The following is a 16,695-nucleotide window of genomic DNA, read 5'->3' as shown; positions in this document are numbered from 1 at the left end:
ACTCTCCTCTCACTGCCCAGGAAGGGCCACGCTATGACTACCGCACTTGCCGTTGATCTTGGCTCCTCGTCCGGTCGCGTTCTTGCCGGCACTCTTGTTGATGGACATCTTGAGATCACGAAGGTTCACCGCTTTTACCATGAGGCGCGCCGCGACGGTGACGACCTGGTGTGGGACCTGGACACCATGTGGACAGAACTTGTCGCTGGCCTGAAAAAGGCTGCGGAACAGTTCCCCGACGCCGTCTCTATCTCTGTTGACACCTGGGGCGTTGACTTCGTTCCCCTGAACAGCAATGACGAAATTGTTGGTAAGTCGCTTGCCTACCGTGACGAGCGCACCGTCCGCACCCACGATGCCTTCCGCGCCCGCATTGGTGATGAGGAGTTCTTTGAACTGACCGGAAACGCTCCGGCAACCATTAACTCCGCTAATCAACTCTTTGCCCTCACCCAGGAACACCCCGAACAGGTTGACGAGATCGCAACCTTCCTGTTCCTTCCTGACTATTTCGCTTGGAAACTCACCGGCGTGAAGGGCTGGTCCCGCACGATTGCTTCCACCTCGGGCCTGTGTGGCCCGGGCGCGCGTGAATGGTCTGACGAGGTCTTCACCCGCCTTGGCCTGAAGAAGGAGTGGGCCGGGGAACTCAACAAGGACCTCACTGTCGTTGGCCCGTGCACTGTGCCTGGCCTTGAACATCTCACTGTTGTCCGCGCAGGAGCCCATGACACCGCCTGTGCTGTCCACGGCCTGCCTATTGAAGACAGCGTGAAGAAGGCATTCTTCCTGTCGGCTGGCTCCTGGTCGGTTTTGGGCGCCATGGAAGATGAGCCGTTGATCAGCCCCGAAGCCTACGCCATCGGCCTGACAAATGAAGGCCGCACTGATGGTGGCGTGCGCCCTCTGTTTAATATCACCGGCATGTGGATTCTGCAGGAACTCCAGCGCCAGTGGGAACGTGAGGGAACCCCCACTGATACTGATGAGCTTGTCGCTCAGGCCCGCGAGTGTGCACCGTGCGAGGCCGTTTTCGATCCCGACGATCCGCGTTTTGCCGAACCTGGCGGCATGGTCGAAAAAATTGACGAGGCAATGGCTGAGCAAGGTGTCGCAGCGCCGACCTCCATGCCGGAATACGTCCGCCTTGTTATTGAGTCCTTCGCTCGCCGCTATGCGCGCGCCATTGATGACTTGGCGGCGATTGTGGGGGAGCGCCCCGAGCAGCTTAACCTCGTCGGCGGCGGTGCACGCAACCACCTGCTGTCGGATCTGACCGCTCGCCTGGCGAATGTGCGCGTGGTCGCCGGGCCTATCGAGGCCTCGATCCTCGGTGGCTTGCTGGCGCAGCTTGAGATCATGGGACACCTCGACCCAGCAGATCGTCCCGCTGTTATCGCTGAGACGGCTCAGACTCGTGTCCACAACCCGTGAACGGCGAAGGCGCGTCTCGCTAGCCGACGTTGCGCGGCTAGCGGGCGTGTCCTCTAACACTGTGTCCCGCGTGGTGCGGGGCGATGGCGAAGTTGCTGATTCTACGCGACGCAGGATTGCGGAGATCATTGACGAAGTTGGCTATCGTCCCAACTACGCTGCCCGTGCCCTGGCGGGAAATAAAACCGGCGTGCTCCATGTGGTTCTGGCTGCGCCAATGTTCCACGGTCACGGCCAGACTCTGTTGGCTGTGATGGACGAGGCCGGTGGGGCAGATTACACGGTGAGTGTGACGAACGCTTATCTCGGTGCGGGAAGAATCGACAATGGTGCCCCTCCTTTCCAAGTGGATGGTGTCATTATTCTGGGCGGCCAGCAGCCAACAGTTGAGTTGGCGATGGAGATGGCTACGCATACGCCGACGGTTCTTCTTCTAGCGAATGAGACGAACCTGCCGGGAGTATCGACTGTGTCAGTGGATAATGCCCACGGTACCGAGGTGGCAACCCGGCACCTGTGCCAGGCAGGAGTGCGTAGCCTCACCCATCTGGCTGGCCCGGATAGTTGGAGCGATGCCGACCGACGTCGCGAAGGTTTTGTGACAGCTTGCGAAGCCGCAGGCGTCAACTACGACATCGTGACGAATCCGTCGTGGAACGCAGAGGACGGCTATCGCACGGTGAAAGCTATGGCGACTCTCCCTGAAGGTTTCGTGGCGGCTAACGATCAGCTTGCTCTTGGTGCGATGCGTGCTCTTCATGAGCGCGGGGTGGACATTCCCCACGAGGTGAAGATCGTCGGCTTTGACGACAACGATGGGGCAGAATGTTATCTACCTCCCCTGACCACGATTCGTCAGCGCTTTGACCTGGTGGGACGGGCGGCTATCAACCAAATGGCTTCCCTGCTTGAGGGTGAAGCTCCCACAGATGTTCTGATTGAACCTGAGCTGGTCATCCGGAACAGCTCGCTTGTATGAAAGGACCCGACAATGCTGTACGGACCCATGACCCATCCCCAACTTCTGCGTGCTCTGGCTGCGGCAGGCCACGGTTCGAAGATCCTTATTGCTGACGGCAACTACCCCCACACCACTGGCGTCAACGAACTGTGTGAGCTTGTTTCACTCAACCTTGCCCCCGGCCTGCTGGATGTCAATCAGGTGCTTGACGTTCTCAAGCGAACCATTCCGATTGAGAAGGCCGAAATTATGGTGCCTGAGGATGACAATGACCCCATCGTCATTGATGCCCACGACGATTACCGCGCTGCTTTGCCTGATGTCGAGTTCGGCGAGATTAAGCGCTGGGCATTCTATGATGCTGCCCGCAGCGGGGATGTCGGCATTATCATTGCCACCGGCGATCAGCGCTTGTACGCGAATCTGCTGCTGACAGTGGGAGTGCGTCAGCCGGGTGAATGAATCCCCGAGCCTGTGAAGGACCTTAGTCCTTTCATTTGCCTTGCAAAGGTGAAACTCTGATCGAGAGGGTCTGTCGTTTGTCGTGGTGGGACGAAACGGCAGGCCCTCCCGCATATTCTGCCGACTTATCAAGGGAAAGTCCTACTCAAGAGGCTGTCGTCAGAGGTATCTTCTCAGTGGAATGTGACCTTGCTGTCTTTCGTTTTATCGATTATTATGGCCACAAGAGAAAGATAAACGGAAGGGCTTGCCCTTCGGACATCACGAGGAAGTGACCGCAATGAGCATGGATCGCGTTGAACGCGCGAACCACATCCTTGACCGCCTCGCCATGAATGGCGAGGTCAGCGTCAACGTGCTCTCCGAAGAACTTGGCGTCTCCCCAGTCACCATCCGCTCCACACTCAAAGGCCTCGAAGAAGACGGCTACCTTGTGCGCACCCACGGCGGCGCACGCCCCACCGCCTATCGCAACATCCACCTGCGTCAAAGCGACCGCGTCGAAGAAAAAGAACGCATCGCAGCTGCGGCCGCCGCCCTCGTGCGCGACGATGACCGCATCATGATCGAAGCAGGCACCACCTGCGCCATGATGGTCCGCTACCTTTTTGGACGTCGAGGGGTGCAAATCGTCACCAACTCCGTCCTCGTATTCGCCAACGCGCGAAACAACCCCCAACTGAGCATCACGCTGACAGGCGGCCAATTCCGGCCCGAATCGGAATCACTCGTCGGCCCCGTCGCTGAACGCTCCATTAACGCCTTCAACGCCCGCATTGCATTCCTGGGCACCGACGGATTCACCATCGACCGTGGCCTCACCACGCAACTTGTCGAAGGTGGACAAGTCGGATCCCTCATGCGAGCCCGCGCTGAGGAGACCTGGCTGCTCGCAGACTCGTCAAAGTACGGTCGCAGCGGATTTGTCAGCTATATGGACATCGGAGAGGTCACCGGCATCATCACCGATGACGCCCTCACCGCTGAATCGGTCAAGGAATTGGAAGAGCACACGCAACTGCGTGTCGTCTAGGAGGAACACATGGCCACCATCGTGGTGATGCCCCAGCTCGGCAACTCGGTCGAGTCGTGCCTGATCATGTCGTGGGAGGTCGCCGTTGGCGACACCGTCGCCGTCGACCAGGTTCTGTGCTCGGTTGAGACAGATAAGTCCACCATGGAGGTGCAAAGCACTGACGCTGGCACCGTCCTGAAACTCCTGTGGGAAGAAGGCGACGAAGTCCCCGTCAAGGATCCCCTCATCATCCTCGGTGAGCCCGGCGAAGACATCTCCTCCCTCGTGCCCGGCGGCAGCACCGACGCTGCCCCCGCAGCATCCAACGACGAGGCTCCCGCCGAGGCCGCCCCCGCAGCCGAAGCTCCCGCTCCCTCCTTTGCGACCTCCGCCTCCGGCGGCGCCATCTCCCCGCGCGCACGCAGCCTCGCTGAAGGCCATGGTCTTGACGCCTCCGCCGTCACCGAAGGTTCTGGCCCTGGCGGACGCGTCATCGAACGCGACGTTCAAGCTCACCTGGCCGCCAACCCCGCCACCTCCGCCGCCCGCGCAGAAGGCGCAAGTGGCTCTGGAACCGGCCTCGGCGGACGCGTCTCCACCGCTGACCTTGCTGCAGGTGCAGCCGCAGCGCCAGCACCTGCTGCTGCCAGTGCTGCTGCCCCTGTTTCCGCAGGCGAATACCCCGGTGCCACCGAATCAGCACCCCTCAAGGGTATTCGCAAGGTCGTTGCAGAACGCATGGTCGCCTCCCTGGCAGAGGCCGCGCAACTGTCCTACACCGTCTCAGCTAAGGCTGACGGTCTGCTCGCTATGCGTAAGAAGCTCAAGAATGCTGACGAGTCCCTGGGGCTGAACGCCATCACCATCGGTGACCTCGTGGGCTACGCCGTTGTTAAGACCCTCACCAAGTACCCCGTCTTTAACGCCACCCTGGCTGACGGCGTGCTCACCACCTTCGAAAACGTCCACCTCGGCTTCGCAGCAGATACCCCCCGTGGCCTGCTCGTCCCCGTGGTTCGCGGCGCATCGGCCATGACCCTCAAGCAGTTCTCCGCCGCCTCCAAGCAGCTTGCTGCCGACGCCATCGCTGGAACCATCAGCCCCGATCTGCTCTCGGGCGGCACCTTCACCGTGTCCAACCTGGGCTCTTTCGGCGTGGAAACCTTCACCCCGATCATCAACCGCCCCCAGACCGCCATTCTGGGCGTGGCTGCCATTACTCCTCGCGCGGTCGTCCTTGCAGACGGCAGCGTGGGCGTGGAACAGCGCATCGGCTTCTCCCTCACCGCTGACCACCAGGTCATCGACGGTGCGGATGCCGCTCGCTTCCTGCGCGACCTCGTCGCCGCCATTGAAAACATCGACGTCACTGTTCTGGGATGAGAGATATGACTACTGAATTCGACGTTATCGTCCTCGGTGGTGGCCCCGGCGGCTACCTCGCTGCTGAACGCCTCGGCCACGCAGGCAAGAAGGTCCTCCTCGTTGAAGAAGTCGCCCTTGGCGGCACCTGCCTCAACGTGGGCTGCATCCCCACCAAGACCCTGCTGAACTCCGTCAAGACCTACACCCACGCTCTTGAAGGCGACCAGTTTGGCGTTCATGCCGAGGGCGTCTCCTACAGTTGGGAGCGCATGCAGGCCTGGAAAGCCGAGGTCGTTAAGGGCCTCGTCGCCGGTGTGGGCATGGCAGAAAAGAAGGCTGGCGTCACCGTCCTCAACGCCCGCGGCATCTTTGAAGGCCCCGGACGTGTGACGGTTGAGGGCACCACCTACACCGCCGAACACGTCATCCTCGCCACCGGCTCCGTGCCCGTCATGCCCCCAATCCCGGGCGCAGCCGACAACCCCAAGGTTGTTGACTCCACGGGCATCCTCTCCCTCGAAACCGTTCCCTCCCGTCTGACTGTTGTCGGCGGCGGCGTGATCGGCGTTGAGTTCGCAGCACTCTACGCTGCGCTGGGCACGACGGTCACCGTCATTGAAATGGCCGCCGAGATCACTCCCTTTGCTGATGCCGAGGTTGCTTCCGCGCTGCGCAAGGCCCTCAAAAACGTCACCTTCGAAATGGGATGCAAGGTCGAGTCCATCTCCGATGGCACTATCACCTACTCCAAGGATGGGGTTGCCCAGACCGTTGACGCCGACGTCATCCTCATGGCCGTTGGCCGCCGCCCCGCACTGCAGGGCTGGGGCGCAGAAAACACCGGCCTGGAGATGACTCCTCGCGGTATCGTTGTCGACGATCGTATGCGCACGAACCTGCCCAACGTGTGGGCAGTGGGTGACTGCAACGGTCGCTCCCCGCTGGCACACTCCGCCTACCGTATGGGCGAGGTTGCCGCCGCCAATATCCTTGACCCCGAGGCCTACCGCCGCGGTGAAGTCATGCGCTGGAACACCGTCCCGTGGGTGGTGTACACGGCCCCCGAAATGGCCGGCGTTGGCATGACCGAAGCCTCCGCTATTGAGGCTGGACACGAGATCATCACCGCCAAGGCACCTGCCCTCATGTCGGGCCGTTTCATCGCAGAAAACGGCTTCCGCGCACCGGGCTTTGCCAAGGTCATCGCTGACAAGCACACCCGCCAGATCCTGGGCGTTCACGTCCTGGGTGCCTACGCCTCCGAAATGATCTGGGGCGCACAGGCCATGCTGGAAACCGAGCTGACCATTGAGGACGCTCGCCAGCTTGTATTCCCGCACCCGACGGTGTCCGAAGTCATCCGCGAAGCTCTCTGGGCTTTCTGATTCCTCTCCTCCAAACCGCCAAAGTAGGCAGAAAAGAAACACGACAATGACTAAGTCTCTTATCGTTGATCCCTCGGTGGTGCGCGCTCCCGGCAAACTCACCATCCCGGAGATCCCCCTCAACACCTACACCTTCAACCTCGACACCGAACTTGCCCGCTACGGCAAGGACGGCATGGTACGCATGCTCCACGACATGATCGTTGTGCGCACCTTCGAGTCAATGCTGGACTCCATTAAGAAGACCGGCTCGTGGGAAGGTATCGAATACAACCACGCTGGCCCCGCCCACCTTGGTATTGGCCAGGAAGCCGCCTACGTTGGCCAGTCCTTCGTTCTCACCCCCGACGATCAGCTCTTCGGCTCCCACCGTTCCCACGGTGAAATCCTCGCCAAGTGCTACTCGGCAATGCGTCAGATCGACAACAGCCAGCTTGAGACGATCATGAAGGACTTCCTTGACGGAGAAACCCTGTCCTTCGCTGAGCAGATCGACTACACCGACACCAAGGACCTCACCGAAAACTTCATCCTCTTCGGTGCCCTGGCTGAAATCTTCGCCCGCAAGTCAGGCTTCAACCGAGGCCTGGGCGGCTCCATGCACACCTTCTTCCTGCCCTTCGGCTCCTACCCGAACAACGCCATCGTTGGCGGTTCGGCCCCCGTCGCCAACGGTGCAGCACTGTTCAAGCGCATCAACCGCAAGCCCGGTATCGTCATCTCCAATATTGGTGACGCCTCCATGGCCTGCGGCCCCGTGTGGGAAGCCATGAACTTCGCCACCATGGACCAGTTCGCCACCCTGTGGCGTGAAGAGGACGGCGGCTACCCGCCCATCCTGTTCAACTTCTTCAACAACTTCTATGGTATGGGTGGCCAGACCTTCGGTGAAACCATGGGCTACGAGGTCCTCGCCCGCGTCGGCGCAGGCCTCAACCCGGAGGCTATGCACGCCGAACGCGTCGACGGCATCAACCCCCTCGCCGTTGCAGACGCCACCACCCGCAAGAAGGCCATCCTCGAAGCAGGCAAGGGCCCCGTCCTCATGGACACCCTCACCTACCGCTTCTCCGGCCACTCGCCCTCGGACGCCTCCTCCTACCGCAATGCCGACGAAGTCGAGCTGTGGCAGAACGTGGACTGCATCAAGTCCTACTCCGAGCTCCTCATCGCCAATGGCCTCACCACCCAGAGCGACATTGATGCCTACACCGCAGCCTTCACCGAAAAGCTCACCAAGGTTTTGCGCCTGGCCACTGACGAAGATAAGTGCCCCCGTATCGCCGACGGCTACATCGAAACCGTCATGTTCTCCAACACGCCCACCGAGGCAATGGAGGAAGGCGAGCCTGAGATCACCCTCGAAGGCAACCCCCGCGTGGCCGCCCTCGAAAAGAAGATCCGCACCGCATTCGACGAGAACGGTAAGCCCGTCTCGAAGATGAAGATGTTCCAGTTCCGCGACGCTCTCTTTGAAGCGATGCTCCACCGCTTCTCCATCGATCCCACGATGGCAGCATGGGGTGAAGAAAACCGCGACTGGGGCGGCGCCTTCGCCGTCTACCGCGGCCTGACCGAGGCCCTGCCCTACCGTCGCCTCTTCAACTCGCCCATCGCGGAAGCCTCGATTGTTGGCGCCGGTGTTGGCTACGCCATGGCCGGCGGCCGCGCGGTTATCGAGCTCATGTACTGTGACTTCCTGGGCCGCTCCGGTGACGAGGTATTCAACCAGATGGCCAAGTGGCAGTCCATGTCCGCTGGCCTACTGAAGATGCCCCTGGTCCTGCGCGTGTCCGTGGGTAACAAGTACGGCGCTCAGCACTCCCAGGACTGGTCGGCACTGACCGCCCACATCCCTGGTCTGAAGGTGTTCTTCCCCGCCACCCCAACCGACGCTAAGGGCATGCTCAACCTGGCCCTGCGAGGCACCGACCCCGTGGTCTTCTTCGAATCCCAGCTCCTGTACGACAAGGGCGAAGAGTTCGAAAAGGACGGTGTCCCCACTGGCTACTACGAGACGCCCGAAGGCGAGCCCGCCGTGCGCCGCGAAGGCACCGACGTCACCATCGCCACCTACGGTGCAACCCTGTACCGCGCGATGGAAGCAGCAAAGATCCTCGAAGAAAAGTACGGCATGTCCGCTGAGGTCATTGACCTGCGCTTCGTGGCTCCTTTGAACTACGAGAAGCTCCTGGCTTCCGTGAAGAAGACCGGCCGCCTGGTTCTGGCCTCCGACGCTGTCGAACGTGGATCCTTCCTCCACACCGTGGCCTCAACAGTCCAGACCCTTGCCTTCGACGATCTTGACGCCCCCGTCGCCGTCGTCGGCTCGCGCAACGGCATTACCCCCGGCCCCGAGCTCGAATCGATCTTCTTCCCGCAGCCCGAGTGGATCATCGACACCATTCACGAGCGCGTTGTGCCGATCCCCGGCCACGTGCCCACCTCGAACCAGACCGAAGGCGAAATCATCCGTCGCAACCGTCTGGGCATCTGAGGTCCCAGCTTCACTCAGGAGACGGCATCTCACGCCGCGCCACTGAGAAAGCACACGGGCTGGGGTGAGGAGAACACCCTCCCCACCCCAGCCCGCACACACTTCACACCAAAAACCTTCCTATCGTCGCCGCTGATGTGAGGAACCCATGCACACCACTCATGACGCCACCAATGATGTGACAGTCACCCCCGAGGAACGCCTCGCCGCCCTGCGCGAGCTCGCCTCCACTGAAACCTTCCCCGCATGGGAGGTCGAGTCCAACAACCACATTCACACCTGCTACTCCTTCAGCCCGTACACGCCCGCCGCCGCCGCCCTTGGAGGCCGCCGCGCGGGACTACGTGTTGTTGGCTCCGTCGACCACGACTCCATCGCCGCCGCCGATGAAATGACCCAAGCCTGCCGCATCCTCGGCATGGGTTCAGTGACGGGCTTTGAATGCCGCGCCTTCTTCGAAGAAGGTAACGACGGCCCCTTCGCCAGCCGTAAGCTCAACAACCCCGACTCCTACGGCATTGCTTACCTCACCGTGCAGGGTGTGCCCGCTTGGGCGCGCGAGACAGTCGCCCAGTGGCTCGCCCCCAAGCGTGAGGCTCGCCTGCGCCGCACCCTGGCTATGGCTGAAGCCGCCAATGCAATCCTGGTCGACCTGGGCCTTGAGCCCTTCGACCCACAAAAGGACATGGTGGACATTTCCCAGTACGCCAACGGTGGCGGCATTACCGAGCGTCACCTCCTCGCGGCCATGGCTGACGCCCTCATCGCAGGCTTTGGACGCGGCGCCGCCCTCGTCGAAGGACTAACCGGCATGGGCGTCACCATTCCACCCGCCCTCGCTGATGCGCTGGGGGATGCGGACAATCCGCACCTCATGTACGACCTGCTGGGCGTCCTCAAGTCCGAATACCTCGACCGCATCTACATCCAGCCCACCGACGAACTCCCCACAGCCGCCGAGGTCGTCGCCTTCGCTGACTCCATCGGCGCGATCGCCGCCTACGCCTACCTTGGTGACGTGGCCGCCTCGCCCACGGGTGACAAGAAGGCAGAAAAGTTCGAGGATGAATTCCTTGATGAGCTTTTCGAAGCCCTTGAAGAACGAGGCTTCCGCGCTGTCACCTACATGCCGCCGCGCAACACCCCTGAGCAGCTTGCACGTATCCACGAGCTCGCCCTGCGCCACGGCATGCTGGAGATCTCCGGCGTTGACATTAACCAGCCGCGACAGTCCTTCAACTGCCCGGAGCTGCGTCGCCCTGAATTCGCTGATCTTAACGAGGCCACCTGGGCGATGGTCGCGCACGAGGCGCTGTCCACCGTTGACCCCGAGCTCCACATCCTCGGCTCTGGACGCCTCACCCCCGAGCGCCTTGCCGAACGCATTGCCGAATACGCGCCCCTGGGTCGCGCTTTTGCTGATGGTGCGGATGTCAGCGAGCTCGCGCAGTCGGCAAGTCGCGCATAAGTGTCCACTTTTTCACTCCCCAACGATGGGGCCTAACCCTCGTAAAACTCTATGGAGGAACACATGACCGTCGCACCTCTCGTGAGAGGACTCTTCCTCTCAGCACTGGAACGTCCAGTGATCGTGCGCCCCACCACGGCTGAGGCCACCCTGGCTCTTCCCGTCACTGAAGAAGAACTTATCGGCTACTCGCTGGGCGAGGTCGAACTGCCTGTCGTCGTTTCCGTCGGCGAGGAGCGTTTCGAGGTCGTCGCCACCGAACGTGGCGAGCGCGAAATCTCCGGCCGCGTGGCCGTCGTGACTGGCGGCGCCCAGGGTTTTGGCGCTGAAATCGCTAAGGGCCTGGTGGATCAGGGCTGCTTCGTGTTCATTGCGGACCTGAACGGCGAAGGCGCCAAAGCCAAGTGTGCTGAGCTTGGCCCCAATACCCATCCCATTACCGTCAACGTCGGCGACGAAGATTCCGTTGCTGCTATGGCTGATGAGATCGCCCGCGTCACCGGAGGCCTGGACCTGCTCGTGTCCAATGCCGGCATTGTGCGTGCAGGCTCGGTGCTGGAGCAGAACCTCTCTGACTTTAAGCTCTCCACCGACATCAACTACGTGGCATTCTTCCTTGTCACCAAGCATGTGGGAGCCCTGCTGGCCCGCCAGCACCTCACCGCACCCGCATGGCTGACCGACATTATCCAGATCAACTCCAAGTCCGGCCTGGCGGGCTCCAATAAGAACGCCGCCTACGCTGGCTCAAAGTTTGGCGGTATTGGCCTGGTCCAGTCCTTCGCCCTGGAAATGGTCGAGCACGGTGTGAAGGTCAACGCCATCTGCCCCGGCAACTTCTACGACGGCCCCCTGTGGTCCGACCCGGAGAAGGGCCTCTTCGTCCAATACCTGGCATCTGGAAAGGTGCCCGGTGCGACAACCGTTGCTGAAGTCAAGGAGTTCTACGAATCCAAGGTGCCGATGCGCCGCGGTGCAACAGGCATCGACGTCCTGCGCGCGATCTACTACATCGTCGAGCAGGCATACGAAACCGGCCAGGCTGTTCCCGTCACGGGCGGCCAGGTCATGATGAACTAACCCCCAACGATCTATCCCCGGCGGCAAGATCCCGTCCTACTGAAGGAAAGAAGTCATGAGCGAGATCCCTACCACTCAGCACGCGATCCAGATCGTTGGCGCAGATGAGGTGATCGTCAACCCCAACAAGTCTGTCGATCCTGTTGGCCCCCACCAAATGATGCTTCAGGTCGAAGCCTGCGGCATTTGCTTCTCCGACACCAAGCTACTGCACGCATTCGACAACCACCCCCGTAAGTCTGAGGTAATTGCCGGCATCGATCTGGATGCCCTGGCAGAAATCCCCTCCTACAAGCCCGGTTCAGCCCCCGTCGTTCCCGGCCACGAACCCGTCTGCCGCGTCATCGAAGTTGGCGACAAGGTCACCCACTTCAAGGTGGGTGATCGCGTGCTCGTTCAGGCCGACTGGAAGCACCTGCGCACCGCCAAGTCCAACGGCGCTTTCGGCTACAACTTCGACGGAGCCCTTCAGGAATACGTTGTTGTCGACGAACGCTGCGTTGTGAACCCCGCTGACGGCGAAGAATTCCTTATCCACGTTTCCGACGCTCCCTCAGCTGCCGCTGTTGGTCTGATCGAACCCTGGGCGACGGTGGAAGGCTCCTACGCCTGGGCAGAGCGCAACCACGTTGCTGACGGTGGTCGCCTCCTCGTTATTGGTGAAGGCTCTGTTGATGAGCTGACCGCCGAGCATGTCCCCGGCGAGGTCGTGCGTATCTCCGCCGCCGAGGTGTCCACCGTTGAAGGCCAAGAGTTTGATGACATCGTCTACTTCGGAGCCTCAGCCGAGGTCATCGAGGCCCTCTCCCTGCTGCTCGGCACCCGCGGCACCTTCTGCGTGGTCCTGGGTGGGGAGCGTATCGAACGCAAGGTGAGCCTGGATATCGGTCGCGTCCACTACGACTTCATCCGCTTCTGCGGCACCACAGGCTCTGATCCTCGTGACGGCTACGCCTGGATTCCCGCTAATGGCGATCTGCGTGAAAACGACCGTATCGCCATCATCGGTGCGGCTGGGCCCATGGGCCAGATGCACACCATGCGCGCTGTCACCTCAGGCGTTCCTGGCATCACCGTTGCTGGCACAGACCTGTCTGACGAGCGTCTTGAAGGCCTGCGCAGCGTGGTTGGCCCCGTCGCCCAAGCCCGCAATGTGCCTCTGGAGATCATCAACACCTCCACAACGCCCCTGGAATACGGCTACACCCACGTGTCCTGCATGGTTCCCGTGCCCGCACTGGTGTCGCAGGCCATTGACCTGGCAGCAGAAGACTCCATCGTCAACGCCTTCGCCGGTATTCCCGCAGGCACCTTCGGTGAGTTCGACTTGCAGGGCATTATTGAGCGTCGCATCTTCGTTCTGGGCACCTCCGGTTCGGATGTCTCCGACATGCGCACCGTTTTGCGTAAGATCGAAGAAGGCATCATCGACACCACCATCTCCCTGTACGCCGTAACCGGCATGGCTGGCTTCGTCGATGCCATCAACGCGGTCATGAACCGCACCTCCGGCGGCAAGATCATGGTCTTCCCCATGCTCCACGACCTGGGCCTGACCCCGCTGTCAGAGATGGGCGAGAAGCTGCCTGAGGTTGCTGCCAAGCTCGATAACGGCCTGTGGACCAAGGCTGCCGAAGAGGCTCTGCTAGCGACAGCCAAGTGAAGCTGCCTGAGCTGAAAGGCTTGTGTAGCGTTCACTGCTGAATGTGCTGAGGCCCCGCCTGGAATACCAGGCGGGGCCTTGGTGTTTGCACTCTCATGCCGGAACGGCGGCACGGCCCGCCCGCTCGCCCCTTGCGCGGCAAGGGGCTCGAAGCCCGACCAGGCCCTGCCGTGCCGCCGCTAGCGGCATTCCTGCTGAAGGTCCTATGCCCGTCCGCGCTGCAAGCACCGCACGCCGCCAGCATGTGTTGCTTCATGGCCTGCCGTGCCGCCGCTTGCGGTATTCCTGCTTAAGGTCCTATGCCCATCCGCGCCGCCGCTCGCGGCATTCCTACTTAAGCCCCTGTGCCCGTCCGCGCCGCAAGCGTCGCACGCCCTCTGCTTTGCTTGCCTGTTTGTAAACCGGTGGCTCGTCAACACACCGGTGACGTGTACGTCACCGGAATAACAACAAGCCACCGTTTTGCTGAGCAGTCAGTCTTTGTCGACGCAGCAATAGCGTGGGGGCGCAGCCTAGATGAACCAGTGAGGACAGACCCTGCCACGTCGGCGCAGGGCTTGGGGGTGAGCCTTTAGGACAGTGAAAGGAAGAGTTTTTCCAGGCGGGCGAGGTCCTCTTCACTGTGGTTGGGGTCGATGGTGCAATCTCGCATGGCACCTGCAACAACGACGAAGGCCGTGCGGCGCACAGCAGAGTGTGCGGCAGAGAGCTGGGTAATGATTTCCTCGCAGGGGGCACCATTCTCGATGGCGGAAATGACAGCGTCGAGTTGCCCGCGGGCACGCTTGAGGCGATTGAGCACTTTCTTTGGTTCGCTGACCGGCACTGGTGTTGACGCGGAAATGTTGCTCACGGTGTCCGTCCTCGTTTGTTCTTCGCTGCGTGTACGCGGTGTGTACTCACGCATCCTAAAGGACAGGCAAGAAACTCTGGAAGTGTCCTCGATGGTGAGACAATACCTAGCCACAAATATACCCCAGGGGGTATTATGTGTACATGTTTGGCACTCCTGAGGAAGGGACACAAATATGAGGATCGTTGTCGTTGGTGGTGTGGGTGGCGGCATGAGCTGCGCCGCTCGTATGCGACGCCACATGGAAGACGCCGAGGTCATCGTTTTAGAAAAGGACCCAGATGTATCGGTTGCAACCTGTGGTCTGCCCTACTTTGTTGGCGGAGAGATCGAGGAAGAATCCGCCCTCACGGTTCAGACCCCCGCCAAACTGAAAGCATGGCTGAACCTCGATGTGCGTACCAACCACGAGGCGATTCGCATTGACGTTGAACGCCGCGCCGTCCTCGTCAAAAATGAACGTGGCGAGGAATGGCTCGAATACGACGCCCTTGTTCTTTCCCCAGGTGGAGAAGCCGTTCGTCTTCCCATCCCCGGTATTGACCGCCCCGAGGTGCGGACGCTTCGTTCCATCGAAGACGCACGTTTCCTTAAGGCGGCCGTGAACGGTGGCGCTAAGCGCGCTGTCGTCATTGGTGCAGGCTTCATCGGCGTCGAAGCTGCTGAAAACCTTGCCGAAGCGGGGCTGGAGGTGGCACTCGTTGAAGGTGCTCCCCACATCCTGATGCCCTTCGATCAGGAGATCGTGCATCCTCTGCGTGTTGAAATGCGACGCCTGGGTGTGACCCTTCACGAGGGCGTCTCCGTTGCTGCTATTCACGAGGCCGAGCACGGAGTGATCGTTGAACTCACTGACGGGACCCAAATCCCCGCCGATATTGTTGTCTCGTCTGCGGGGGTGCGCGCCAACACCGAGCTTGCTGAAAGTGCTGGTATCGAGTGTGAGAACGGTGCATTCAACGTTGACCATCACGGTCGAACAAATATCCCAGGCATTTGGGCAATCGGTGATGCCGTCAACTCTGTGCATGCCGTAACCGGCAGTGTCCGCCCCGTTCAGCTTGCAGGCCCAGCCAACCGTGGCGGGCGCCTCGCCGCAGATGACATCGCCGCCTCTTTTGGAGCGACTGGCAACGCGCGACCTATGCCGCAGCCGCTGGCAACAGCTATCGTGCGCGTAGGAAAGCTAATGGCTGCTACCACTGGCGCAAACCGCTCAATGCTTGACAGCGCGGGTATTGACTACCGTGCCCTGCATGTCATGGCAAACAATCATGTCGGTTACTTCCCGGGTGCCGTGCAGATGTTCCTCGTTCTCTACGTCGATCTCAACGGCGAGCTACTGGGTGCGCAAGGTGTTGGCGAGGACGGTATCGATCGACGCATTGATGTCATCGCGACCGCAATGCGTGGTGGGCTGACCGTCGAAGATCTGATGGATCTTGACCTTTGTTACGCGCCTCCCTTTGGCGCTGCGAAGGACGCGGTCAATCTGCTTGGCATGGTGGGCGAAAACGTTGCCCAGGGTTTCCTTGACCTCTGGTATCCCTGGCAGCTTGAGGATATGCAAGAAAATGCGCTGATTCTTGACGTGCGTACGCCTGCCGAAGCTGAGCAGGTTCACATTGAGGGTGCACTAGTTATTCCGCACACCGAGCTACGTGAACGAATGGAGGAGGTGCGAGAGGCCGCACAGGGGCGTTTTGTCGCCGTCCACTGTCGCTCGGGCATGCGTTCCTACCTGTCGCATCGCATGCTTAAGGCTGCGGGTATTCCCTCGGCATCCCTCTCTGCGGGGATGCTGGGCTTGGAAGCCTATCTGGGTGACTCTGCCCCCGAAGTCTTGGTCTATGGAGACTGATTTTCTACGTTGTGCCGAGGGTATTCCGCTTCTCGGGAACCTCTGGCGTTCATTAGTCAATGAAAGGAGAACACCATGTGTCGTGCAGTGACATGCAAGGTATGCGGTAAGACCACGTGGGCTGGCTGCGGACAGCACATCGCTTCGGTGAAGGCTGGTGTGCCACGTAACCAATGGTGCGATGGCAAGCACACAGCTGAAGAACGGGCCCAAGTTCCCGGGTTCTTTGCGCGCCTTTTCGGCGCGAAGAAGAAGTAGGGCACACACGTTATTCAGACGCTTCAACGAGTAAAGAGGAGAGGACTATGTGCCAACCTGTTCCCTGTAGCTGCGGCAAGATCACCTGGAGTGGCTGCGGTCAGCACATTGATTCCGTGAAGGAGATCGTGCCCCCGGCAAAATGGTGTGATGGAGACCATGAAGCCGCAAAGTAGGCCGTGAAACGGGCCTGATGCGCTATTCAGGTGAAGGCCTGAGGCCGATGCCGACCAGACGCACCCGGTGTTTTCCGCAGGAATCTGCGAAAAACACCGGGTGTGTTCACGCTCACAGCAAAATGGTTTGACGTGTTGGTGTGGGGGTGTGTAGATTATTTACTCGTTGCGCCGGACGGTGTGGGTCGCTGAGTGAGCGGTTTTCATTGGTTTGGGC

12 protein-coding genes are annotated in these 16,695 nt (G+C 60.7%); 11 read left to right on the top strand and 1 reads right to left on the bottom strand.

What is annotated here, in order from left to right:
- The first annotated feature begins 33 nt into the window (after positions 1-33).
- The 10 genes from EII11_RS02585 to EII11_RS02540 all read left to right on the top strand — a co-directional run bounded on the left by EII11_RS02585 (position 34) and on the right by EII11_RS02540 (position 13,330).
- Positions 34-1,434, top strand: a complete 1,401-nt coding sequence (locus tag EII11_RS02585) for a rhamnulokinase (protein ID WP_124868357.1) — start codon at positions 34-36, stop codon at positions 1,432-1,434.
- Entirely contained in the window at positions 1,418-2,413 is a 996-nt protein-coding gene (locus EII11_RS02580) for a LacI family DNA-binding transcriptional regulator (protein ID WP_124868355.1), read from the top strand. The genes EII11_RS02585 and EII11_RS02580 overlap by 17 nt, the downstream gene beginning before the upstream one ends.
- Positions 2,414-2,425: 12 nt before the next feature.
- Positions 2,426-2,857, top strand: a complete 432-nt coding sequence (locus EII11_RS02575; RefSeq protein WP_124868353.1) for an RbsD/FucU family protein — start codon at positions 2,426-2,428, stop codon at positions 2,855-2,857.
- A gap of 280 nt (positions 2,858-3,137) precedes the next feature.
- Positions 3,138-3,890, top strand: a complete 753-nt coding sequence (locus tag EII11_RS02570; RefSeq protein ID WP_124868351.1) for a DeoR/GlpR family DNA-binding transcription regulator — start codon at positions 3,138-3,140, stop codon at positions 3,888-3,890.
- Between the two features lie 9 nt (positions 3,891-3,899).
- Positions 3,900-5,255, top strand: coding sequence for a dihydrolipoamide acetyltransferase family protein (locus EII11_RS02565; RefSeq protein WP_124868349.1), 1,356 nt, complete (start codon positions 3,900-3,902; stop codon positions 5,253-5,255).
- Positions 5,256-5,260: 5 nt separating this feature from the next.
- A complete protein-coding gene (lpdA, locus tag EII11_RS02560; RefSeq protein WP_124868347.1) occupies positions 5,261-6,622 on the top strand; it encodes a dihydrolipoyl dehydrogenase in 1,362 nt (453 codons plus the stop codon).
- Between the two features lie 46 nt (positions 6,623-6,668).
- Positions 6,669-9,119, top strand: coding sequence for an alpha-ketoacid dehydrogenase subunit alpha/beta (locus EII11_RS02555; protein ID WP_124868345.1), 2,451 nt, complete (start codon positions 6,669-6,671; stop codon positions 9,117-9,119).
- 148 nt (positions 9,120-9,267) lie between these two features.
- A complete protein-coding gene (locus tag EII11_RS02550) occupies positions 9,268-10,587 on the top strand; it encodes a PHP domain-containing protein (protein ID WP_124868343.1) in 1,320 nt (439 codons plus the stop codon).
- Positions 10,588-10,650: 63 nt separating this feature from the next.
- Positions 10,651-11,667 (top strand): SDR family NAD(P)-dependent oxidoreductase, encoded by a 1,017-nt coding sequence (locus tag EII11_RS02545; RefSeq protein WP_124868341.1) that lies wholly within the window; start codon positions 10,651-10,653, stop codon positions 11,665-11,667.
- 55 nt (positions 11,668-11,722) lie between these two features.
- The gene (locus EII11_RS02540; RefSeq protein WP_124868339.1) at positions 11,723-13,330 is read left to right on the top strand and encodes an alcohol dehydrogenase catalytic domain-containing protein; all 1,608 of its coding nucleotides are present in this window, start codon (positions 11,723-11,725) and stop codon (positions 13,328-13,330) included.
- A 571-nt stretch (positions 13,331-13,901) separates the two neighbouring features.
- Here the strand turns inward: EII11_RS02540 and EII11_RS02535 are convergent.
- Positions 13,902-14,183: a metal-sensitive transcriptional regulator gene (locus EII11_RS02535; protein ID WP_240623028.1), complete on the bottom strand. Its 282-nt coding sequence runs from the start codon at positions 14,181-14,183 to the stop codon at positions 13,902-13,904.
- A 175-nt stretch (positions 14,184-14,358) separates the two neighbouring features.
- On the opposite strand from EII11_RS02535, the gene EII11_RS02530 reads away from it, so the two are divergent.
- On the top strand, positions 14,359-16,044 hold the full coding sequence (locus tag EII11_RS02530) for an FAD-dependent oxidoreductase (protein ID WP_124868337.1): 1,686 nt from the start codon (positions 14,359-14,361) through the stop codon (positions 16,042-16,044).
- Positions 16,045-16,695: the final 651 nt, after the last annotated feature.

This window comes from Schaalia canis (genome assembly GCF_003858455.1).
Taxonomy (GTDB): domain Bacteria; phylum Actinomycetota; class Actinomycetes; order Actinomycetales; family Actinomycetaceae; genus Pauljensenia; species Pauljensenia canis.
The sequence above is the reverse complement of the archived record's forward strand: the minus strand, read 5'-3'. Positions and strand labels throughout refer to the sequence as shown.